12 protein-coding genes are annotated in these 17,197 nt (G+C 63.8%); 11 read left to right on the top strand and 1 reads right to left on the bottom strand.

Features of this window, described 5'->3' with window-relative positions; all coding sequences use genetic code 11:
• Positions 1-45: 45 nt before the first annotated feature.
• The 3 genes from rpmE to QME24_RS07570 all read left to right on the top strand — a co-directional run bounded on the left by rpmE (position 46) and on the right by QME24_RS07570 (position 2,532).
• Positions 46-261, top strand: coding sequence for a 50S ribosomal protein L31 (gene rpmE, locus QME24_RS07580; protein WP_009684941.1), 216 nt, complete (start codon positions 46-48; stop codon positions 259-261).
• 2 nt (positions 262-263) lie between these two features.
• A complete protein-coding gene (locus QME24_RS07575; RefSeq protein WP_054904629.1) occupies positions 264-1,085 on the top strand; it encodes a thermonuclease family protein in 822 nt (273 codons plus the stop codon).
• A gap of 178 nt (positions 1,086-1,263) precedes the next feature.
• Positions 1,264-2,532 carry a malic enzyme-like NAD(P)-binding protein gene (locus QME24_RS07570; protein WP_009684943.1) on the top strand — a complete coding sequence of 423 codons (1,269 nt, stop codon included), beginning with the start codon at positions 1,264-1,266 and terminating at the stop codon, positions 2,530-2,532.
• A 164-nt stretch (positions 2,533-2,696) separates the two neighbouring features.
• Here the strand turns inward: QME24_RS07570 and QME24_RS07565 are convergent, their stop codons facing one another.
• Positions 2,697-5,150 (bottom strand): penicillin-binding protein 1A, encoded by a 2,454-nt coding sequence (locus QME24_RS07565; RefSeq protein WP_054904628.1) that lies wholly within the window; start codon positions 5,148-5,150, stop codon positions 2,697-2,699.
• 178 nt (positions 5,151-5,328) lie between these two features.
• Between QME24_RS07565 and pilM the strand changes: the two genes are divergently transcribed.
• The 8 genes from pilM (at position 5,329) to gltB (ending at position 17,087) form a co-directional block, all read left to right on the top strand.
• Entirely contained in the window at positions 5,329-6,210 is an 882-nt protein-coding gene (gene pilM, locus QME24_RS07560; protein ID WP_232892346.1) for a pilus assembly protein PilM, read from the top strand.
• Positions 6,207-6,743 (top strand): PilN domain-containing protein, encoded by a 537-nt coding sequence (locus QME24_RS07555; RefSeq protein ID WP_232892345.1) that lies wholly within the window; start codon positions 6,207-6,209, stop codon positions 6,741-6,743. The genes pilM and QME24_RS07555 overlap by 4 nt, the downstream gene beginning before the upstream one ends.
• Before the next feature lie 11 nt (positions 6,744-6,754).
• On the top strand, positions 6,755-7,753 hold the full coding sequence (locus tag QME24_RS07550) for a pilus assembly protein PilP (RefSeq protein WP_054904648.1): 999 nt from the start codon (positions 6,755-6,757) through the stop codon (positions 7,751-7,753).
• Positions 7,677-8,945 (top strand): type IV pilus secretin PilQ family protein, encoded by a 1,269-nt coding sequence (locus tag QME24_RS07545; RefSeq protein WP_235768192.1) that lies wholly within the window; start codon positions 7,677-7,679, stop codon positions 8,943-8,945. The genes QME24_RS07550 and QME24_RS07545 overlap by 77 nt, the downstream gene beginning before the upstream one ends.
• Before the next feature lie 4 nt (positions 8,946-8,949).
• Positions 8,950-9,468, top strand: a complete 519-nt coding sequence (gene aroK, locus QME24_RS07540; protein ID WP_009684951.1) for a shikimate kinase AroK — start codon at positions 8,950-8,952, stop codon at positions 9,466-9,468.
• A 97-nt stretch (positions 9,469-9,565) separates the two neighbouring features.
• Positions 9,566-10,663 carry a 3-dehydroquinate synthase gene (gene aroB / locus QME24_RS07535; protein ID WP_054904624.1) on the top strand — a complete coding sequence of 366 codons (1,098 nt, stop codon included), beginning with the start codon at positions 9,566-9,568 and terminating at the stop codon, positions 10,661-10,663.
• 15 nt (positions 10,664-10,678) lie between these two features.
• Positions 10,679-12,268 carry an AAA family ATPase gene (locus QME24_RS07530; protein ID WP_054904623.1) on the top strand — a complete coding sequence of 530 codons (1,590 nt, stop codon included), beginning with the start codon at positions 10,679-10,681 and terminating at the stop codon, positions 12,266-12,268.
• A 373-nt stretch (positions 12,269-12,641) separates the two neighbouring features.
• Positions 12,642-17,087 carry a glutamate synthase large subunit gene (gltB, locus tag QME24_RS07525; protein WP_280091303.1) on the top strand — a complete coding sequence of 1,482 codons (4,446 nt, stop codon included), beginning with the start codon at positions 12,642-12,644 and terminating at the stop codon, positions 17,085-17,087.
• Positions 17,088-17,197: the final 110 nt, after the last annotated feature.

Raw genomic sequence — 17,197 nt, 5'->3', positions numbered from 1 at the left:
CAACAATTGGTGTTGGGTGGCGGCACGCAGCTCGAGGAAGTGACCATGAAAGAAGGTATCCACCCGAACTACGAAGCTGTTGCAGTCACCTGCAGCTGCGGTAACAAGTTCGAAACCCGTTCGACCCTGGGCAGCACCCTGTCGATCGACGTTTGCAACCTGTGCCACCCGTTCTACACCGGTAAGCAGAAAGTCCTGGACACCGGTGGCCGCGTACAGAAGTTCGCCGACCGCTTCGGTATGTTCGGTACCAAGAAGTAATCATGCGCATGGCGAGTCCTTCGGGCTTCGCATTGTTGCTGAAAAAGGCGCCCCTCGTGGGCGCCTTTTTTGTGGGTGCGATCTGGCATTTGCCCGCCCTGGCCTTCTGCCCGCTGCCGGTCAAACCCGAGCAGGTTCGGGTGCGACAGGTGGTCGACGGCGACACCGTGCGTCTGGTGGATGGCCGCAGTGTGCGGCTGATCGGCATCAACACCCCGGAGATCGGTCGCAAGGGGCGTAGCAGCGAGCCCTATGCCGAAGCTGCCAAGCGGCGCCTGCAGGCGTTGGTCAAGGCCAGTGACGGGCGTGTAGGGCTGGTTCCCGGTGTGCAAGCCAAAGACAAGTATGGGCGCACACTGGCGCACATTTATGGCCGTAATGGCGACAATCTCGAAGCACAATTGCTCAGTGAAGGCTTGGGCTACCGGGTGGCCGTCGCCCCCAATGTGCGCCTCAGTGGCTGCCAGCAACGCGCCGAGCAGGCCGCACGCCAGGCCGGCGCCGGCCTTTGGCGGCAGTCGCCCGTGGTGCCGGCAGACGCCATCAGGCAGCCTGGTTTTGCTGTGCTCAGTGGCCGAATCATGAGCATCGAACGCAACCGAGGTGGTGTCTGGTTGAACCTTGACCGTGCCGTGGTGGTGCAGGTCTCCGCTCGTCTGCAGCGCAACTTCCCGGCCAGTTTCTTCGCTAACCTCAAAGGGCGCCAGGTCGAGGTGCGTGGCTGGGTGGTGGACCGTTCCCGCAAGGGCGGCCTCAAGCCAGGGCAGCGGCGCTGGGTATTGCCACTGACCGACCCGAGCATGCTGGCGCGTACTTCTGGCTAAAAAATGTAGACAGTTCGCTATTGGATTGTACACACTGTTAGCCGTATGCCCCCGTGGGTTTTAGCGGAAAGTCGTAGGCTAAAGGCCTTGACACAAGTGACCGACCAGTCTTGTGACTACCCGGCTCTTTGCGTATCCTCGGCGGTCCGTCAGAACAGTAAATAGCGGAATGCCCACCATGTCAGACCTGAAAACTGCCGCTCTCGAATATCACGCTCAACCTCGCCCGGGGAAACTGAGCGTCGAACTTTCCAAGCCAACTGCCACTGCCCGTGACCTCGCCCTGGCCTACAGCCCAGGTGTTGCCGAGCCGGTGCGTGAAATTGGCCGGGATCCAGAGCTGGCATACAAATACACCGGCAAAGGCAACCTGGTTGCGGTGATTTCCGATGGCACTGCCATCCTCGGTCTGGGTGACCTCGGCCCACTGGCTTCCAAGCCGGTCATGGAAGGCAAGGGCGTTCTGTTCAAGCGTTTCGCAGGTATCGACGTATTCGACATCGAAGTCGAATCGGAAAGCCCGCAAGCATTCATCGACACCGTTCGCCGCATCTCGATCACCTTCGGTGGCATCAACCTCGAAGATATCAAGGCGCCAGAGTGCTTCGAGATCGAACGCACGCTGATCGAACAGTGCGACATTCCGGTGTTCCACGATGACCAGCACGGTACCGCCATCGTTACTGCGGCCGGCATGATCAACGCCCTGGAAATCGCCGGCAAGAAGCTCGAAGAAGCCAAGATCGTGTGCCTGGGTGCCGGTGCAGCTGCCATCTCCTGCATGAAGTTGCTGGTGAGCATGGGTGCCAAGGTCGAGAACATCTACATGATCGACCGCAGCGGCGTAATCCACGCTGGCCGTGACGACCTGAACCAGTACAAGGCCCAGTTCGCCCACGCGACCGACAAGCGCACCCTGGCCGACGCCCTGGAGGGTGCCGACGTGTTCGTTGGCCTGTCCGGCCCGAACCTGCTGAGCGCAGAAGGCCTGAAGTCGATGGCGGCCAACCCGATCGTGTTCGCCTGCTCCAACCCTGATCCGGAAATTTCGCCAGCGCTGGCTCACGCCACCCGCAGCGACGTGATCATGGCCACCGGCCGTTCGGACTACCCGAACCAGGTCAACAACGTACTGGGCTTCCCGTTCATCTTCCGTGGTGCCCTGGACGTACGCGCCAAGCGCATCAACGAAGAAATGAAAATCGCTGCGGCCATCGCCCTGAAAGACCTGGCCAAGCTGCCGGTACCTAAGGAAGTGTGCGATGCCTACGGCGTGCAAGCGCTGGAGTTCGGCCGTGAGTACATCATTCCGAAGCCCCTGGATGCCCGCCTGATCACCGTCGTTTCCGACGCCGTGGCCAAGGCTGCCATCGAGTCCGGCGTTGCTACCCTGCCGTATCCAAAGCACTACCCGCTCAAGAGCGTGGATGACGTGTTCAACGGCTGATTGCTGTTGTAGCGGTGTAAAAAGCCCCGGCTCTTTCGAGCCGGGGCTTTTTTATGCGCGGTGGGAATGCGTCGGGGCCGGCAGGTGAGGGGCAGGGGCCGACAGTGTCGGCGCCCGTAGGGTCGAACGCCGCCGTGCACCTGCCCCGGATCGGGCGCCCTGCCTCAGAACAGGTCCATCGGCGTCGCTTCATCCGCTGGCAATGGGCTGCCCGGCACGGCCCCATTGCCCAGTTCGTCCACCGATGGCGGCGAATCCTCGGCCTTGAACAGCTCGAAGTAGGCATTGGGTGTGCCCGGCGAAGCTGCCCGGCCGCTGACGGGGTCTACGCGCAGGCTGAGAATGCCTTCTGGCTCGGCCGGCGCATGTGCAGGCTTGTTCTTGAGTGCCGCACCCATGAAGCTCATCCAGATCGGCAGCGCCGCCGTGCCGCCGTACTCCCGGTGGCCCAGGGTTTCCGGCTGGTCGAAGCCAACCCACACGGTGGTCACGTAGTCGGCGTTGTAGCCAGAGAACCAGGCGTCCTTGGACTCGTTGGTGGTACCGGTCTTGCCTGCCAGGTCGGTGCGGCCCAAAGCCAGCGCCCGGCGGCCGGTGCCGCGCTTGATCACGTCCTGCAGCATGCTGGTGAGAATATAGGTGGTACGCCCGTCGATGATGCGCTCGGCAACCGCTGGTGGCTGCGCTGCCGCAGGGGTTTGGCCGGGGGCCGCCGGTGCCTCGCCGGGCATGCTGGCGGTGCTGATCGGCTGCTCGGGGGCGGCCAGGCCGGCCTGGTCTTCAGTACCTTGGGGTACGCGAGCCGGGTTGGCGGTGAACAGCGTTTCGCCACTGCGGCTCTCGATACGGTCGATCAGGTAGGGGGCAATCTTGTAGCCACCGTTGGCAAAGGTGCTCCAGCCTGTAGCGATTTCCATCGGCGTCAGGGTGGCGGTACCCAGGGCCAGCGACAGGTTGCGCGGCAGGTCCTGCTTGTTGAAGCCGAACTTGGCGATGTAGTCGATGGTGCGGTCCACGCCCATGGCCTGCAGCAAGCGGATCGAAACCAGGTTGCGCGACTTGTACAGCGCTTCGCGCATGCGGATCGGGCCGAGGAACGTGTTGGTATCGTTCTTCGGTCGCCACACCTTATCGACCGATTCGTCGACGAATACGATCGGCGCGTCGTTGACCAGGCTGGCGGCGGTATAGCCACTGTCCAGTGCAGCACTGTAGATGAACGGCTTGAAGCTTGAGCCCGGTTGGCGTTTGGCCTGCATCGCCCGGTTGTAGTTGCTCTGCTCGAACGAGAAACCGCCGACCAAGGCGCGGATGGCGCCGCTGTTGGGGTCGAGGGTGACCAGTGCACTCTGTGCCCCCGGCACCTGGCTGAACTTGAAGGTGCCATCGTCCAGGCGTTGCAGGCGCACCAGGTCACCGACCTGGGCGACATCGGCGGGCGACTGCGGGGTGCGGCCCTGGGCGTTGCTGTTGATGAACGGGCGCGCCCATTTCATGGTGTCCCAGGGCACATGCACCTGCTGGCCGTCACGGGTCAGCACCGCAAGGCCGGTTTTTTCGACCCGGGTGACGATGCCGGGCTCCAGCCCGCCCAAGGTGCGTTGCTTGCCCAGTTCCTGGCGCCAGGCAGCCTCGGTGCGCCCCGGGAAGCGGGCTTCAGGGCCGCGGTAGCCGTGGCGCTCGTCATAATCGGACAGGCCATTGAGGATGGCCTTGTTGGCCATTTCCTGCATGTCGCTGGGCACGGTGGTGGTAACGCGGAAGCCTTCGGTGTAAGCGTCGCTGCCGTAGCGGCCAACCATTTCCGCGCGAGCCATTTCCGCGACGTACGGTGCATTCACCTCGGGCGTCGGCACGTGATAGCTGGCGTTGAGTGGCTCGTCCAGGGCGGCCTGGTAGCTGGCCTGGTCAATCTTGCCCAGCTTGTACATGCGGCCCAGGATCCAGTCGCGGCGCTCTTTGGCGCGCACCGGGTTGGCCAGGGGGTTGAAGCGCGAGGGCGCCTTGGGCAGGCCGGCGATCATCGCCATCTGTGCCAGGCTCACGTCACGGATCGACTTGCCGTAGTAGACCTGGGCCGCGGCGTCGATACCGTAGGCGCGGTTGCCGAGGTAGATCTTGTTCACGTACAGCTCAAGAATCTCGTCCTTGGTCAGCTCCCGCTCGATCTGCAGGGCCAACAGAATTTCGTTGGTCTTGCGCGAGAAGCTGCGCTCGCTGGTCAGGAAGAAGTTCTTGGCCACCTGCATGGTGATGGTGCTGCCGCCGGTCTGAATGTGCCCGGTTTTCACCAGCTGGGTGGCCGCGCGCATCAGGCTGCTGGGGTCCACGCCGTAGTGGTTGAGGAAATTGTCGTCCTCGGCTGACAGCAATGCCTGAATGAACTGTGGGGGAATGTCTGCGAAACGGATCGGCGAACGGCGCATTTCGCCAAATTCGGCAATCAGCTTGCCATCGCTGCTGTACACCTTGAGGGGGATCTGCAACTGGATGCTTCTGAGCGAATCGACCGAGGGCAGGTTGGGACTAAGATACAGAAACGCACCGCTCACACCGAGTACGAGCGCGCAAATGACTGCGACGGAAGACCACCAGAAGAACTTCAGCAGACGTATCAAGGCTTTTCGGTGTCCAGGTTGAAAGTGGATTGCACGCAGGTCCGGCGGACCAAAAAACGCTGGGCATTATACGCATTTTTTCGCCTTTCCGGGCCACCGGCCAGGCAGCCCGTCGCCCTGACGGGTGGCCCCGGCCCAGTGTTGCCGCGGGGGCGCGACATACAGCAAGGAATTCGCAATGCTTGGACGCTTCGGCAAGGATGCCGGTTCACTGGTAGGGGTGGAAATTACCGCTCACGCCATTCATCTGGTGCAACTGCAACAGCGCAAACGCGGCTGGCGGGTGCTGGGTTGGGCCCATGAGCCGCTGCAGCTCGGGGCAGGCAATGACTGGGCAGCAGCGCCCGAGCAGGTCTCGGCGGCATTGCAGCGCGCTCATCGGCGCAGCGGCCTCGGCGAGCGGCGGCTGGCTCTGGCGCTGCCCGCCAGCCAGGTCATCTGCAAGTTGTGTCACCTGCCAGTGGGGCCCAGTGAGGAGCAACTGGAGGCGCAGTTGCTGGCGGATGCCGAACGGTTGTTTCCGTTCCCGCTGGAAGACCTGGCCCTGGACTTCCAGGTTCTGGGGGCTTCAGGTGTTCAGCCAGCCTGCAGCGAGGTGCTGGTTGCAGCGTGTCGGCGGAGTGCACTGGCACCCCTCGAGGCGCTGGTGCAGCAGGCGGGGCTGCAACTGGAGGCGGTCGAGGTCGACAGCATTGCCCTGCGCCGCATGCTGCCTGCGGGTGAGCAGGCTGGGGCGGCGTTGCTGCGTATCGAACCTCACCGGGCGACTGTTCATGCCTGGGCGCCTGGCGGGGCGCTGCAGCGTCGGGAGCTGCGGGCAGCTGACGGGGATATGGCCGCGCAACTGCCCGAGCGGCTGCCTGCGCTGCTCGCCGAAGGGCTTTTACCTGCCAGGTTGTGGGTCAGCAACTGCTCACCGCTGCAGCCAGGCTGGCTGCAGGCCCTGGGCCAAAGCCTGGCGCTGCCGTGCCAAGAACTGCCTGCGCTGGCCGGGCTTGCCCAGGTCGATGGGCCGATGCTGCTGGCGAGTGCCCTGGCCCTTGCAGGGGCGCGACCATGATGCGGCTGAACCTTCTGCCGTGGCGCGAACGCCAGCGCCAGGCGGCCATGCGCCGGTTTCGCAGCCATCTGGTGGCTGGCGCATTGCTGGCATTGTGCGCCGTGACGCTGGTCGACCAACAGGCACGCCAGCGCGGCCAGCAACAAGCGTTGGCCAACACCCAGCGCCAGGCAGCCCTGGAAACCCTGGGCCTGGAGGCTCAGCCACTGGCTGATGTGCGTGCCCAGCATGCCGCACTGCTCGGCCGCCTGGCGGTGCTGGAGGGCCTGCAGGCTCAGCAGGGGGTTCTGCCTGGCGTATTCGCCGACCTCGAAAGGGCACTGCCATTGGGCATGCAGCTGCTGGGCCTCAGCCTGGAAAACGGCCGCCTGGAGTTGAGCGGGCTCGCCACCTCCGGCGCCGTACTGGCCCAGTTCATGCGCGACCTGGAGCGTTCCGGCGTGCTGCTGGACCTGGAGCTCAAACACATCAAGAGCCAGCCAGGCGGCGATGAATTCTTGCTGGCTGCGCGCGTGGCGGCGTTCTGGTCGTGACCAAGGTGCAACTGCTCGCATGGCTTGGCGCAGCCGAGCGCTCCAGCCGCTTCCGGCGGCTGGCACCTGTGGCACTGGCGGTGCTGCTGTTCGGCCTGGGCTGCGCGATTCGCCTGCCGGGCATGTTGCAGCAGCAGGGTGAAGAAGAGGGCAAGCACGCCGAGCTGAGCCGGCAGCAGGCTGCCACGCAGGCGCAGATTGCCGAGTTGCAGGGGGTGCGGGCACAGCTGGCGAGCGATGGGCAGCGCTTGCAAAAGGCACTATGGCAGCTGGCTGCCGGCGAAAGCATGAGCGACCTGCTAGACCGTCTGTCGGGTTCGGGGCGCGAGCACGGCCTGCTCGTCGAGCGCCTCGATGTGCACGAGCAGCAGCAGCGGCAGGGCTTCAGCGTAGTGCCACTGGAGTTGCAGGTGGTGGGCAGCTACCCAGCCTTGCGGGGCTGGCTGGAAGAGTGGTTGGGGCAGGCGCGTGTCATGCACGGTCGCAGCATGCGCTTGGCAGCCGGCGGTGGCGAACCAGGCCTGCTGCGTTTGCAACTGCGGGTCGATGCCTATCACGCGCCGGTTGCCGGGGCGGCAGTCGCCATGCTTGCGCGGCTGCCTGCCAGGCCGGCAACGCGAGCACCGGCCATGGATCCGTTCGCCGCGTTGGCAACGCACCTGTCGGGTGGTTTGACCCGCGCGCCCCTGGCCCAGTTGGAAATGGTCGGCAGCCTGACGCGTGGGCAGGAACATCAAGCGCTGCTGCGGGCGGCCGGCAGGCTCTACCGCGTCCGCCTTGGGGACCGGGTAGGGCGTGATCAAGGGATAGTGATGCACATCGGCCCGCGCCAGGTCGAAGTGCGCGAACGGTTGTTCATGGCGGGGGTGTGGCATGAACGCACGGCGTTCATCACCCTCGCAAAACGCCTGGGCAAGGAGGCCCCGGATCAGAATGAGAACGAGGATGATCTACCTGCTGGCGGCCCTGCTGCCCATGCCTCTGGCGACCGCGACGCCTTACCAGGGTGAGCCGCTGTCGCTGCACTTTCAGGATGTCGAGATTCGCTCGGTTTTGCAGGTGCTCGCTGACTATGCCGGCGTCAACCTGGTCGCCAGCGACGACGTGCAGGGCAATGTCACCCTGCGCTTGCAGGATGTGCCGTGGGATCAGGCGCTGGACCTGGTCTTGCGCAGCAAAAGCCTCGCCCGGCGCCAGGAGGGTAATGTGCTGCTGGTGGCACCGGCGGCCACGCTGGCTGCGCAAACTGCCGAAGCGCGTGCGGGGCAGGTGCTGGAGGCGCAGTTGCAGCCCATGCGCCGGGAGCTGTTGCCTGTTCACCATGCCAAGGCTGCCGAACTTGCGGAACTGCTCAAGACCAGCCTGGCCGACGAAAGCCTGCTCGCCGGGTGGGGCAGCCTGAGTGTCGATGAGCGCACCAATACCCTGGTGGCCTACCTGCCGGCCGAACGCCTCGATGAGCTGCGGCAACTGGTGGCGCAGCTGGATGTGCCGGTGCGCCAGGTGGCGATCGAGGCGCGCATCGTCGAGGCCAACGTCGATTACGAGAAAGCCCTTGGGGTGCGCTGGGGCGGCCCTTTGTATGGCGACAACCCGCTGCCGGGCAAGTCGCTGTTCGTCGACCTGGGTGTCGAGCGGGCTGGCAGCAGCATCGGCCTTGGCCTGCTGCGCGGGGATGTGCTGCTGGACCTCGAGCTCAGCGCCATGGAAAAAAGCGGCAATGGCGAGATCATTTCGCAACCCAAGGTGGTCACGGCCGACAAGGAAACGGCCAGGATCCTCAAGGGTACCGAGGTGCCCTACCAGGAAACCACCAAGAGCGGCGCTACCTCGGTGTCGTTCCGCGAGGCCTCGCTGTCGTTGGAGGTGACCCCGCAAATTACCCCGGACAACAAGGTAATCATGGCTGTCAGGGTGACCAAGGACGAACCGGATTACGTCAATGCCTTGAACGACGTGCCGCCGATCCGCAAGAACGAGGTGAATGCCAAGGTTCGCGTGGCCGACGGCGAAACGATCGTGATTGGCGGCGTGTACTCGACTTCGCAAAACAATGTGGTCGACAAGGTGCCATTTTTGGGTGATCTGCCGTATGTTGGGCGGCTGTTTCGACGCGATGCATTACAAGAGAAAAAATCCGAGCTGCTGGTCTTCCTGACTCCGCGTATCATGAGTGACCAGGCGATTGCTGTGAGTCGTTGATTCTGTGCGAAATTTGATACTTGTGGGGCCCATGGGTGCTGGTAAAAGCACCATCGGCCGCCTATTGGCCAAAGAGCTGCGCCTGCTGTTCAAGGATTCCGACAAGGAAATCGAACTGCGTTGCGGCGCCAACATCCCGTGGATTTTCGACAAGGAAGGCGAGCCGGGTTTCCGTGATCGCGAGCAAGCGATGATTGCCGAGCTGTGTGGCCTCGACGGCGTGGTCCTGGCTACCGGTGGCGGTGCCGTCATGCGCGAAGCCAACCGCCAGGCGCTGCACCAAGGCGGCCGGGTAATCTACCTGCACGCCTCGGTCGAACAGCAGGTCGGCCGCACGGCGCGCGACCGCAATCGCCCGCTGCTGCGCACCGCCAACCCCGAGGCCACCTTGCGGAACCTGCTGGAAACCCGCGACCCGCTCTACCGCGAGATCGCCGACCTGGTCGTAGAAACCGACGAGCGGCCACCACGCATGGTGGTGATCGACATCCTCGAGCGCTTGCAGCAGTTGCCGCCCCGTTAACCCGGGACTATTCTCGGCCACCAGCGCCGAGGCGAGGTTCAACGTTACCGCGCAGGTCGCCAGAACGGCACCGCGCCCAAGAACATTGTGGGGATACATGCAGACACTGAAGGTCGACCTGGGCGAGCGTAGCTACCCGATCTACATTGGCGAAGGCCTGTTGGACCAGCCCGAGCTGCTCGCGCCGCACATTGCCGGCCGGCAGGTTGCCATCGTCTCCAACGAGACCGTCGCGCCGCTGTATCTCGACCGCCTGGCCAAGACCCTGGGGGCCTACTCGGTGCTGCCAGTGGTACTGCCCGATGGCGAAGCCCACAAGAACTGGGAAACCCTGCAACTGATCTTCGATGGCCTGCTGACGGCGCGGCATGACCGCCGTACCACCGTTGTCGCCCTGGGCGGCGGGGTGGTCGGTGACATGGCCGGCTTTGCCGCTGCCTGCTATCAGCGGGGTGTGGACTTCATCCAGGTGCCGACCACCCTGTTGTCCCAGGTCGATTCCTCGGTAGGCGGCAAGACCGGCATCAACCACCCGCTGGGCAAGAACATGGTCGGCGCCTTCTACCAGCCCAACGCGGTGCTGATCGATACCACCAGCCTGAAGACCCTGCCGGCGCGCGAGCTTTCGGCAGGCCTGGCCGAAGTGATCAAGTATGGGCTGATCTGTGACAAGCCCTTCCTCGCCTGGCTCGAAGACAATATGCAGGCCCTGCGTACCCTCGACTCGGCAGCCCTGACCGAAGCCATTCGCCGCTCGTGTGCGGCCAAGGCCGCAGTGGTGGGCGCCGACGAACGCGAGTCTGGCGTGCGGGCCACGCTGAACCTGGGGCATACCTTCGGGCATGCCATCGAAACCCACATGGGCTATGGCGTGTGGCTGCACGGCGAAGCCGTGGCGGCGGGCACGGTCATGGCCCTGGAAATGTCCATGCGCCTTGGCTGGCTCGACCAGGCCGAGCGCGATCGCGGAATCCGCCTGTTGCAGGACGCAGGTTTGCCGGTGGTGCCACCACAGGAAATGACCCCGGCGCATTTCATGGAGCACATGGCGGTCGACAAGAAGGTGCTCGACGGGCGTCTGCGTCTGGTGCTGCTGCGCCAGATGGGCGAGGCCGTGGTCACCGACGACTATCCGAAAGAGATTCTACAGGCCACGCTGTCGGCGGATTACCGCGCGATCGTGGCCCAGCTTTGAGGTTGTGACAGCGCAATGACCAGTTTGCATGCCGATGAGGCCTTTCTCGACCATTACCAGTTGAGCCACGATCCGTTCGCACCGCGGGTGCCCGGCTTCAAGTTTTTCCCTGCCCAGCGCAAGCCTGTGCTCGGCCAGCTGCACCACCTGGCTCGCTACAGCCAACTGATGCTGGTCGTCACCGGCCCGCAGGGTAGCGGCAAGACCCTGCTGCGCCAGGCGCTGGTGGCCAGCACCAACAAGCAGGCGGTGCAGAGCGTCGTGGTGTCCGCCCGTGGTGCCAGCGATGCTGCCAGTGTATTGGGCCAGGTCGCGCAGAACCTGGACGTGGCCCAGCCGGAGATGCAGGCGATCCTGTCCAAGGTGGTGCAACTGGCACTCACCGGGCAGGAAGTGTACTTGCTGGTGGACGATGCGGAACAACTCGACGAGTCGGCACTCCAAGCGTTGCTGGAATTGGCGGCGGGGGTGCCGGAAGGGCGTCCGCACGTGTTCCTGTTTGGTGAGCCCTCGCTGATTGCAGGGCTGGACGAGCTCAATGTCGAGGAAGAACGCTTCCACATCATCGAGCTGGCCCCCTACAGTGAAGAGGAAACCCGCGAATACCTGGAGCAGCGCCTGGCAGGCGCAGGCCGGGGCATCGAGGTGTTCAGCCGTGAACAGATCGTCGATATCCATGAAAACTCCGACGGCTGGCCTGGCAACATCAACCAGGTCGCCCGTGACACTTTGATCGAAGCCATGATCGCCAGCCGGACGACGGCCAAGCGACCATCCATGGGGTTCAAGATGCCAAAAAAACATGTGCTCGCGTTGTCTGCCGTGGTCGTGGTTGCCGTTGCAGCTGCCGTGTTGATGCCCAAGAAGGGCGAAAAAGCGCCGGCCGACGCACCGGCTGCCCAGGCTCAGTTACCGCTTGGCGACGGCAAGCAGGGCGCCAACATCGAGTTCTCTGGCTCGTCCCAGCCGGTGCCGCTGCCACTGGGAGGCCAGTCGCAGCCGGTGATGCGCGAGCCGCTGGCCCAGGCCGCAGGCATGGGTGAGGGGGAAGAAGGCAGCCCGGCTGGCGATACCGCCCTGCAGCCTGGCAACCCGCCGCCGACCGTGACCACCATCGCCCCGCCGCAAGGCGTAGCGGCGGGCCCCGCGCCGACGCCTGCGCAACCCGTGCAGCAGGTTGCGCCTGCGCAAAAACCGGTCGCAACCCAGCCTGCCAAGCCGGTTGCGACGGCCAAGCCGGCCCCGGCACCGACCCAGGTCGCCGTGGCCAAGCCGGCCGCCAAGCCTGCTGAAAAACCAGCCGCTGGCGGCACTGGCAACAGCAGCTGGTACGCCGGCCAGAAACCGGGCAATTACGTGGTGCAAATCCTTGGCACCAGCTCCGAGGCCTCGGCGCAGGCGTACGTGAAAGCCCAGGGTGGCGACTATCGCTACTTCAAGAAAGACCTGCAAGGCAAGCCGCTGTATGTGGTCACTTACGGCAGTTTCGCCAGCCGCGATGCCGCGGTTGCGGCAATCAAGAACTTGCCAGCGAAGGTCCAGGCTGGTAAACCTTGGCCACGTACCGTCGCCAGCGTCCAACAAGAGCTGGCCTCGGCCCGCTGATACCTGCCGGGCGGCACCACCCCGCTGCCCTGTTGCTAAGCGAATTCTAGCTTTCGACTAGCCTGCTGCGCCCGAGCGCGGCAGGCTTTTCTGTCCCAGACTGCCGGCCACAAGCCCCGAGTTGCAGTCATGGCTGAAACGCTTCAGACTCAAGTCAAGCGCCTATCACGGCGCATGACGCAAAAACATTCAAAATGGCGACATAAATTTTCAATGGTGAGACATGAAAATTTGTGAGCATCGCTGTCGCTGTGCAACAATGGTTTTCCATGGCCACCGCAAAAAAGCTGGCGTTTGATCGGCGTGGATGGTAAGTGGTTGTTAAAAAAGAGATTTGCCTCCGTTGAGAGGTGAACCTGGTGAGAATGTGTCTATGAAAACAGGTCTGTACCATCCCGAAGAATTCAAGGACAACTGTGGTTTTGGCCTGATCGCCCATATGACGGGCGAGGCGAGCCACCACCTTCTGCAAACCGCCATGCAGGCACTGACTTGCATGACCCACCGCGGTGGCATCAACGCCGACGGCAAGACCGGTGACGGTTGCGGTCTGCTGATTCAGAAGCCCGATCAGTTCCTGCGCGCCATGGCCCAGGAGCATTTTGCCGTCGAGTTGCCCAAGCAGTACGCCGTTGGCATGGTGTTCTTCAACCAGGACCCGGTCAAAGCCGAAGCTGCACGTGCCAACATGGATCGCGAGATCATCGCTGCCGGGCTGAAGCTGGTTGGCTGGCGCAAGGTGCCGATCGACACCAGCGTTCTCGGCCGCCTGGCCATGGAGCGCCTGCCGCAGATCGAGCAGGTGTTCATCGGCGGTGAGGACCTGAGCGACCAGGAATTCGCCATCAAGCTGTTCAGCGCCCGGCGCCGTTCGTCGGTTGCCAACGCCGATGACGCCGACCACTACATCTGCAGCTTCTCGCACAAGACCATCATCTACAAAGGCCTGATGATGCCGCGCGATCTCGCGGCGTTCTACCCGGACCTGGGTGACGAGCGCCTGCAAACGGCGATTTGCGTGTTCCACCAGCGCTTCTCGACCAACACCCTGCCGAAGTGGCCGCTGGCGCAGCCGTTCCGCTTCCTCGCCCACAACGGCGAGATCAACACCATTACCGGTAACCGCAACTGGGCCATGGCCCGTCGCACCAAGTTCGCCAACGACCTGATCCCCGACCTCGCAGAGCTTGGCCCGCTGGTCAACCGCGTCGGTTCGGACTCCTCGAGCATGGACAACATGCTGGAGCTGATGGTCACCGGCGGTATCGACCTGTTCCGCGGCGTGCGCATGCTGGTACCGCCAGCCTGGCAGAACGTCGAGACCATGGACGCCGACCTGCGCGCGTTCTACGAATACAACTCCATGCACATGGAGCCGTGGGACGGTCCGGCCGGTATCGTCATGACCGAAGGCCGCCACGCGGTGTGCCTGCTCGACCGTAACGGCCTACGCCCGGCGCGCTGGGTGACCACCACCAATGGCTACATCACCATCGCCTCTGAAATCGGCGTGTGGGGCTACCAGCCTGAGGAAGTATTGGCCAAGGGCCGCGTGGGCCCGGGCCAGATCCTTGCCGTGGACACCGAAACCGGGCAGATCCTCGATACCGATGCCATCGACGACCGCCTGAAGTCGCGCCACCCGTACAAGCGTTGGCTGCGTCAGCACGCCACGCGTATCCAGGCGACGCTGACCGACGACCAGGGCGTGGCCAGCTACGACGCTGACCAGCTCAAGCAATACATGAAAATGTTCCAGGTCACCTTCGAAGAGCGTGACCAGGTGCTGCGCCCGTTGGGTGAGCAGGGCCAGGAGGCCGTTGGCTCGATGGGTGACGACACGCCGATGGCTGTGCTGTCGCAACGTGTGCGTTCGCCCTACGACTTCTTCCGCCAACAGTTCGCCCAGGTGACCAACCCACCGATCGACCCGCTGCGCGAAGCGATCGTGATGTCGCTGGAAATCTGCCTCGGCGCTGAGCGCAACATCTTCCAGGAGTCCCCGGAGCACGCCTCGCGGGTGATCCTCAGCTCGCCAGTCATTTCCCCGGCCAAGTGGCGTTCGCTGATGAACCTGGAGCGTGAAGGCTTCGAGCGTCAGCTGATCGACCTCAACTATGAGCAGAGCGTCGGCCTGGAAGCGGCGATCCGCAACATTGCCGACCAGGCTGAAGAAGCCGTGCGCGCGGGCAAGACCCAGCTGGTGCTGAGCGACCGCTACATTGCCCCGGGCAAGCTGCCTGTGCATGCTTCGCTGGCCGTGGGTGCCGTACACCACCGCCTGACCGAGCAGGGCCTGCGTTGCGACAGCAACATCCTGGTGGAAACCGCCACAGCCCGCGACCCGCATCACTTCGCCGTGCTGCTGGGCTTCGGCGCCTCGGCCGTCTACCCGTACCTGTCCTACGAAGTGCTCGCCGACCTGATTCGTACCGGTGAAGTGCTGGGCGACCTGGACGAGGTGTTCAAGTACTACCGCAAAGGCATTTCCAAGGGCTTGCTGAAGATCCTGTCGAAGATGGGTATCTCCACCATCGCCTCGTACCGGGGTGCGCAGCTGTTCGAAGCCATCGGCCTGTCCGAAGAAGTGGTCGGCCTGAGCTTCAAGGGGGTGTCCAGCCGCATCAAGGGTGCACGCTTCGAAGACCTGGAAAGCGACCAGAAGCTGCTGGCAGCCGAAGCCTGGAGCGCGCGCAAGCCGATCCAGCAAGGCGGCCTGCTGAAGTTCGTGCACGGTGGCGAGTACCACGCCTACAACCCGGACGTGGTCAACACGCTGCAGGCTGCAGTGCAGCAGGGTGACTACGCCAAGTTCAAGGAATACACCACGCTGGTCGACCAGCGCCCGGTGTCGATGATCCGCGACCTGCTGAAGGTCAAGGTGGCCGACCAGCCGTTGGCGCTGGAACAGGTCGAGCCGCTGGAGGCCATCCTCAAGCGCTTCGACTCCGCCGGTATTTCCCTTGGCGCCCTGTCGCCGGAAGCGCACGAAGCCTTGGCCGAGGCGATGAACCGCCTGGGCGCGCGGTCCAACTCCGGTGAGGGTGGCGAAGACCCGTCGCGCTACGGCACCATCCGCAGCTCGAAGATCAAGCAGGTGGCCACCGGCCGCTTTGGTGTGACCCCGGAATACCTGGTGAACGCCGAAGTGCTGCAGATCAAGGTGGCCCAGGGCGCCAAGCCCGGCGAGGGCGGCCAGCTGCCAGGTGGCAAGGTCAATGGCCTGATCGCCAAGCTGCGCTATGCGGTACCGGGCGTGACCCTGATCTCGCCGCCACCGCACCACGACATTTACTCGATCGAAGACCTGGCCCAGCTGATCTACGACCTCAAGCAGGTCAACCCGCAGGCCCTGGTGTCGGTCAAGCTGGTGGCAGAGGCCGGCGTGGGCACCATTGCCGCCGGTGTGGCCAAGGCTTATGCCGACCTGATCACCATTTCCGGCTATGACGGTGGTACCGGTGCGTCGCCGCTGACCTCGATCAAGTACGCCGGCGCCCCGTGGGAACTGGGCCTGGCCGAAACCCACCAGACCCTGCGCGGCAACGACCTGCGCGGCAAGGTGCGGGTACAGACCGACGGTGGCCTGAAAACCGGCCTGGACGTGATCAAGGCTGCCATCCTCGGCGCCGAAAGCTTCGGCTTTGGCACCGCGCCCATGATCGCCCTGGGCTGCAAGTACCTGCGCATCTGCCACCTGAACAACTGCGCGACCGGCGTAGCCACGCAGAATGACAAGCTGCGCAAGGACCACTACATCGGCACCGTCGACATGGTGATCAATTTCTTCACCTTCGTCGCCGAAGAAACCCGTGAGTGGCTGGCCAAGCTGGGCGTGCGCAGCCTCGGCGAACTGATCGGCCGTACCGACCTGCTCGACGTGCTGCCAGGCGACACCGAGCGTCAGCGGTACCTGGACCTGTCGCCGCTGCTGGGCAGCTCGCACATTCCGGCAGACAAGCCACAGTTCTGCGAAGTCGACAGGAACCCGCCGTTCGACGAAGGCCACCTGGCCGAGAAGATGGTGGAAATGGCCATGCCGGCCATTCGTGACCAGGCCGGTGGCGAGTTCAGCCTCGACATCTGCAACTGCGACCGTTCCATCGGCGCGCGTGTATCGGGCGAGATCGCCCGCCTGCACGGCAACCAGGGCATGGCCACGGCGCCGATCACGTTCCGTTTCAAAGGGACCGCAGGCCAGAGCTTCGGTGTGTGGAACGCCGGTGGCCTGAACCTGCACCTGGAAGGCGACGCCAACGACTACGTCGGCAAGGGCATGACCGGTGGCAAGCTCACCATCGTGCCGCCTGCTGGCAGCCCGTTCGCCACCCAGGACAGCGCCATCCTCGGCAACACGTGCCTGTACGGTGCCACTGGCGGCAAACTGTTTGCCGCCGGTACTGCCGGCGAGCGCTTCGCTGTCCGTAACTCCGGCGCCCACGCTGTTGTCGAGGGTACCGGCGATCACTGCTGTGAATACATGACCGGCGGCTTTGTCTGCGTGCTGGGCAACACCGGTTACAACTTCGGTTCTGGCATGACTGGCGGCTTCGCCTACGTGCTCGACATGGACAACAGCTTCGTCGACAAGCTCAACCACGAGCTGGTGGAAATCCAGCGTATCAGTGGGGAAGCCATGGAAGCTTACCGCAGCCATCTGGCGCGGGTCCTTGCCGAGTATGTGGAGGAGACCGGCAGCGAGTGGGGGCGTGAGCTCTCGGAGAACCTGGACGACTACGTGCGGCGCTTCTGGCTGGTCAAGCCCAAGGCAGCCAACCTGAAGCAACTGCTGTCCAGCACTCGCGCCAACCCGCAGTAACAACAGCTGCAAGTGGCAAGCCTCAAGCTGCACGCAGAAGCAGCACGAGGTTTGCCCGGCTTAAGTGATCGTCTTGCAGTTTGCAGCGTGTAGCTTGCAGCTGCTGTAAA

The sequence above is a fragment of the Pseudomonas sp. PARCl1 genome (assembly GCF_947311875.1).
Classification (GTDB): Bacteria; Pseudomonadota; Gammaproteobacteria; order Pseudomonadales; family Pseudomonadaceae; genus Aquipseudomonas; species Aquipseudomonas juntendi.
Note: the sequence above shows the minus strand (reverse complement) of the source record. Positions and strands in the feature narration are given on the sequence as shown.

Coding starts and splice junctions, on each gene's coding strand:
- QME24_RS07530 (WP_054904623.1), top strand. CDS start 10,679: ATGACCAGTTTGCATGCCGATGAGGCCTTTCTCGACCATTACCAGTTG.
- QME24_RS07545 (WP_235768192.1), top strand. CDS start 7,677: ATGAGAACGAGGATGATCTACCTGCTGGCGGCCCTGCTGCCCATGCCT.
- QME24_RS07555 (WP_232892345.1), top strand. CDS start 6,207: ATGATGCGGCTGAACCTTCTGCCGTGGCGCGAACGCCAGCGCCAGGCG.
- QME24_RS07575 (WP_054904629.1), top strand. CDS start 264: ATGCGCATGGCGAGTCCTTCGGGCTTCGCATTGTTGCTGAAAAAGGCG.
- pilM (WP_232892346.1), top strand. CDS start 5,329: ATGCTTGGACGCTTCGGCAAGGATGCCGGTTCACTGGTAGGGGTGGAA.
- rpmE (WP_009684941.1), top strand. CDS start 46: ATGAAAGAAGGTATCCACCCGAACTACGAAGCTGTTGCAGTCACCTGC.
- gltB (WP_280091303.1), top strand. CDS start 12,642: ATGAAAACAGGTCTGTACCATCCCGAAGAATTCAAGGACAACTGTGGT.
- QME24_RS07570 (WP_009684943.1), top strand. CDS start 1,264: ATGTCAGACCTGAAAACTGCCGCTCTCGAATATCACGCTCAACCTCGC.
- aroB (WP_054904624.1), top strand. CDS start 9,566: ATGCAGACACTGAAGGTCGACCTGGGCGAGCGTAGCTACCCGATCTAC.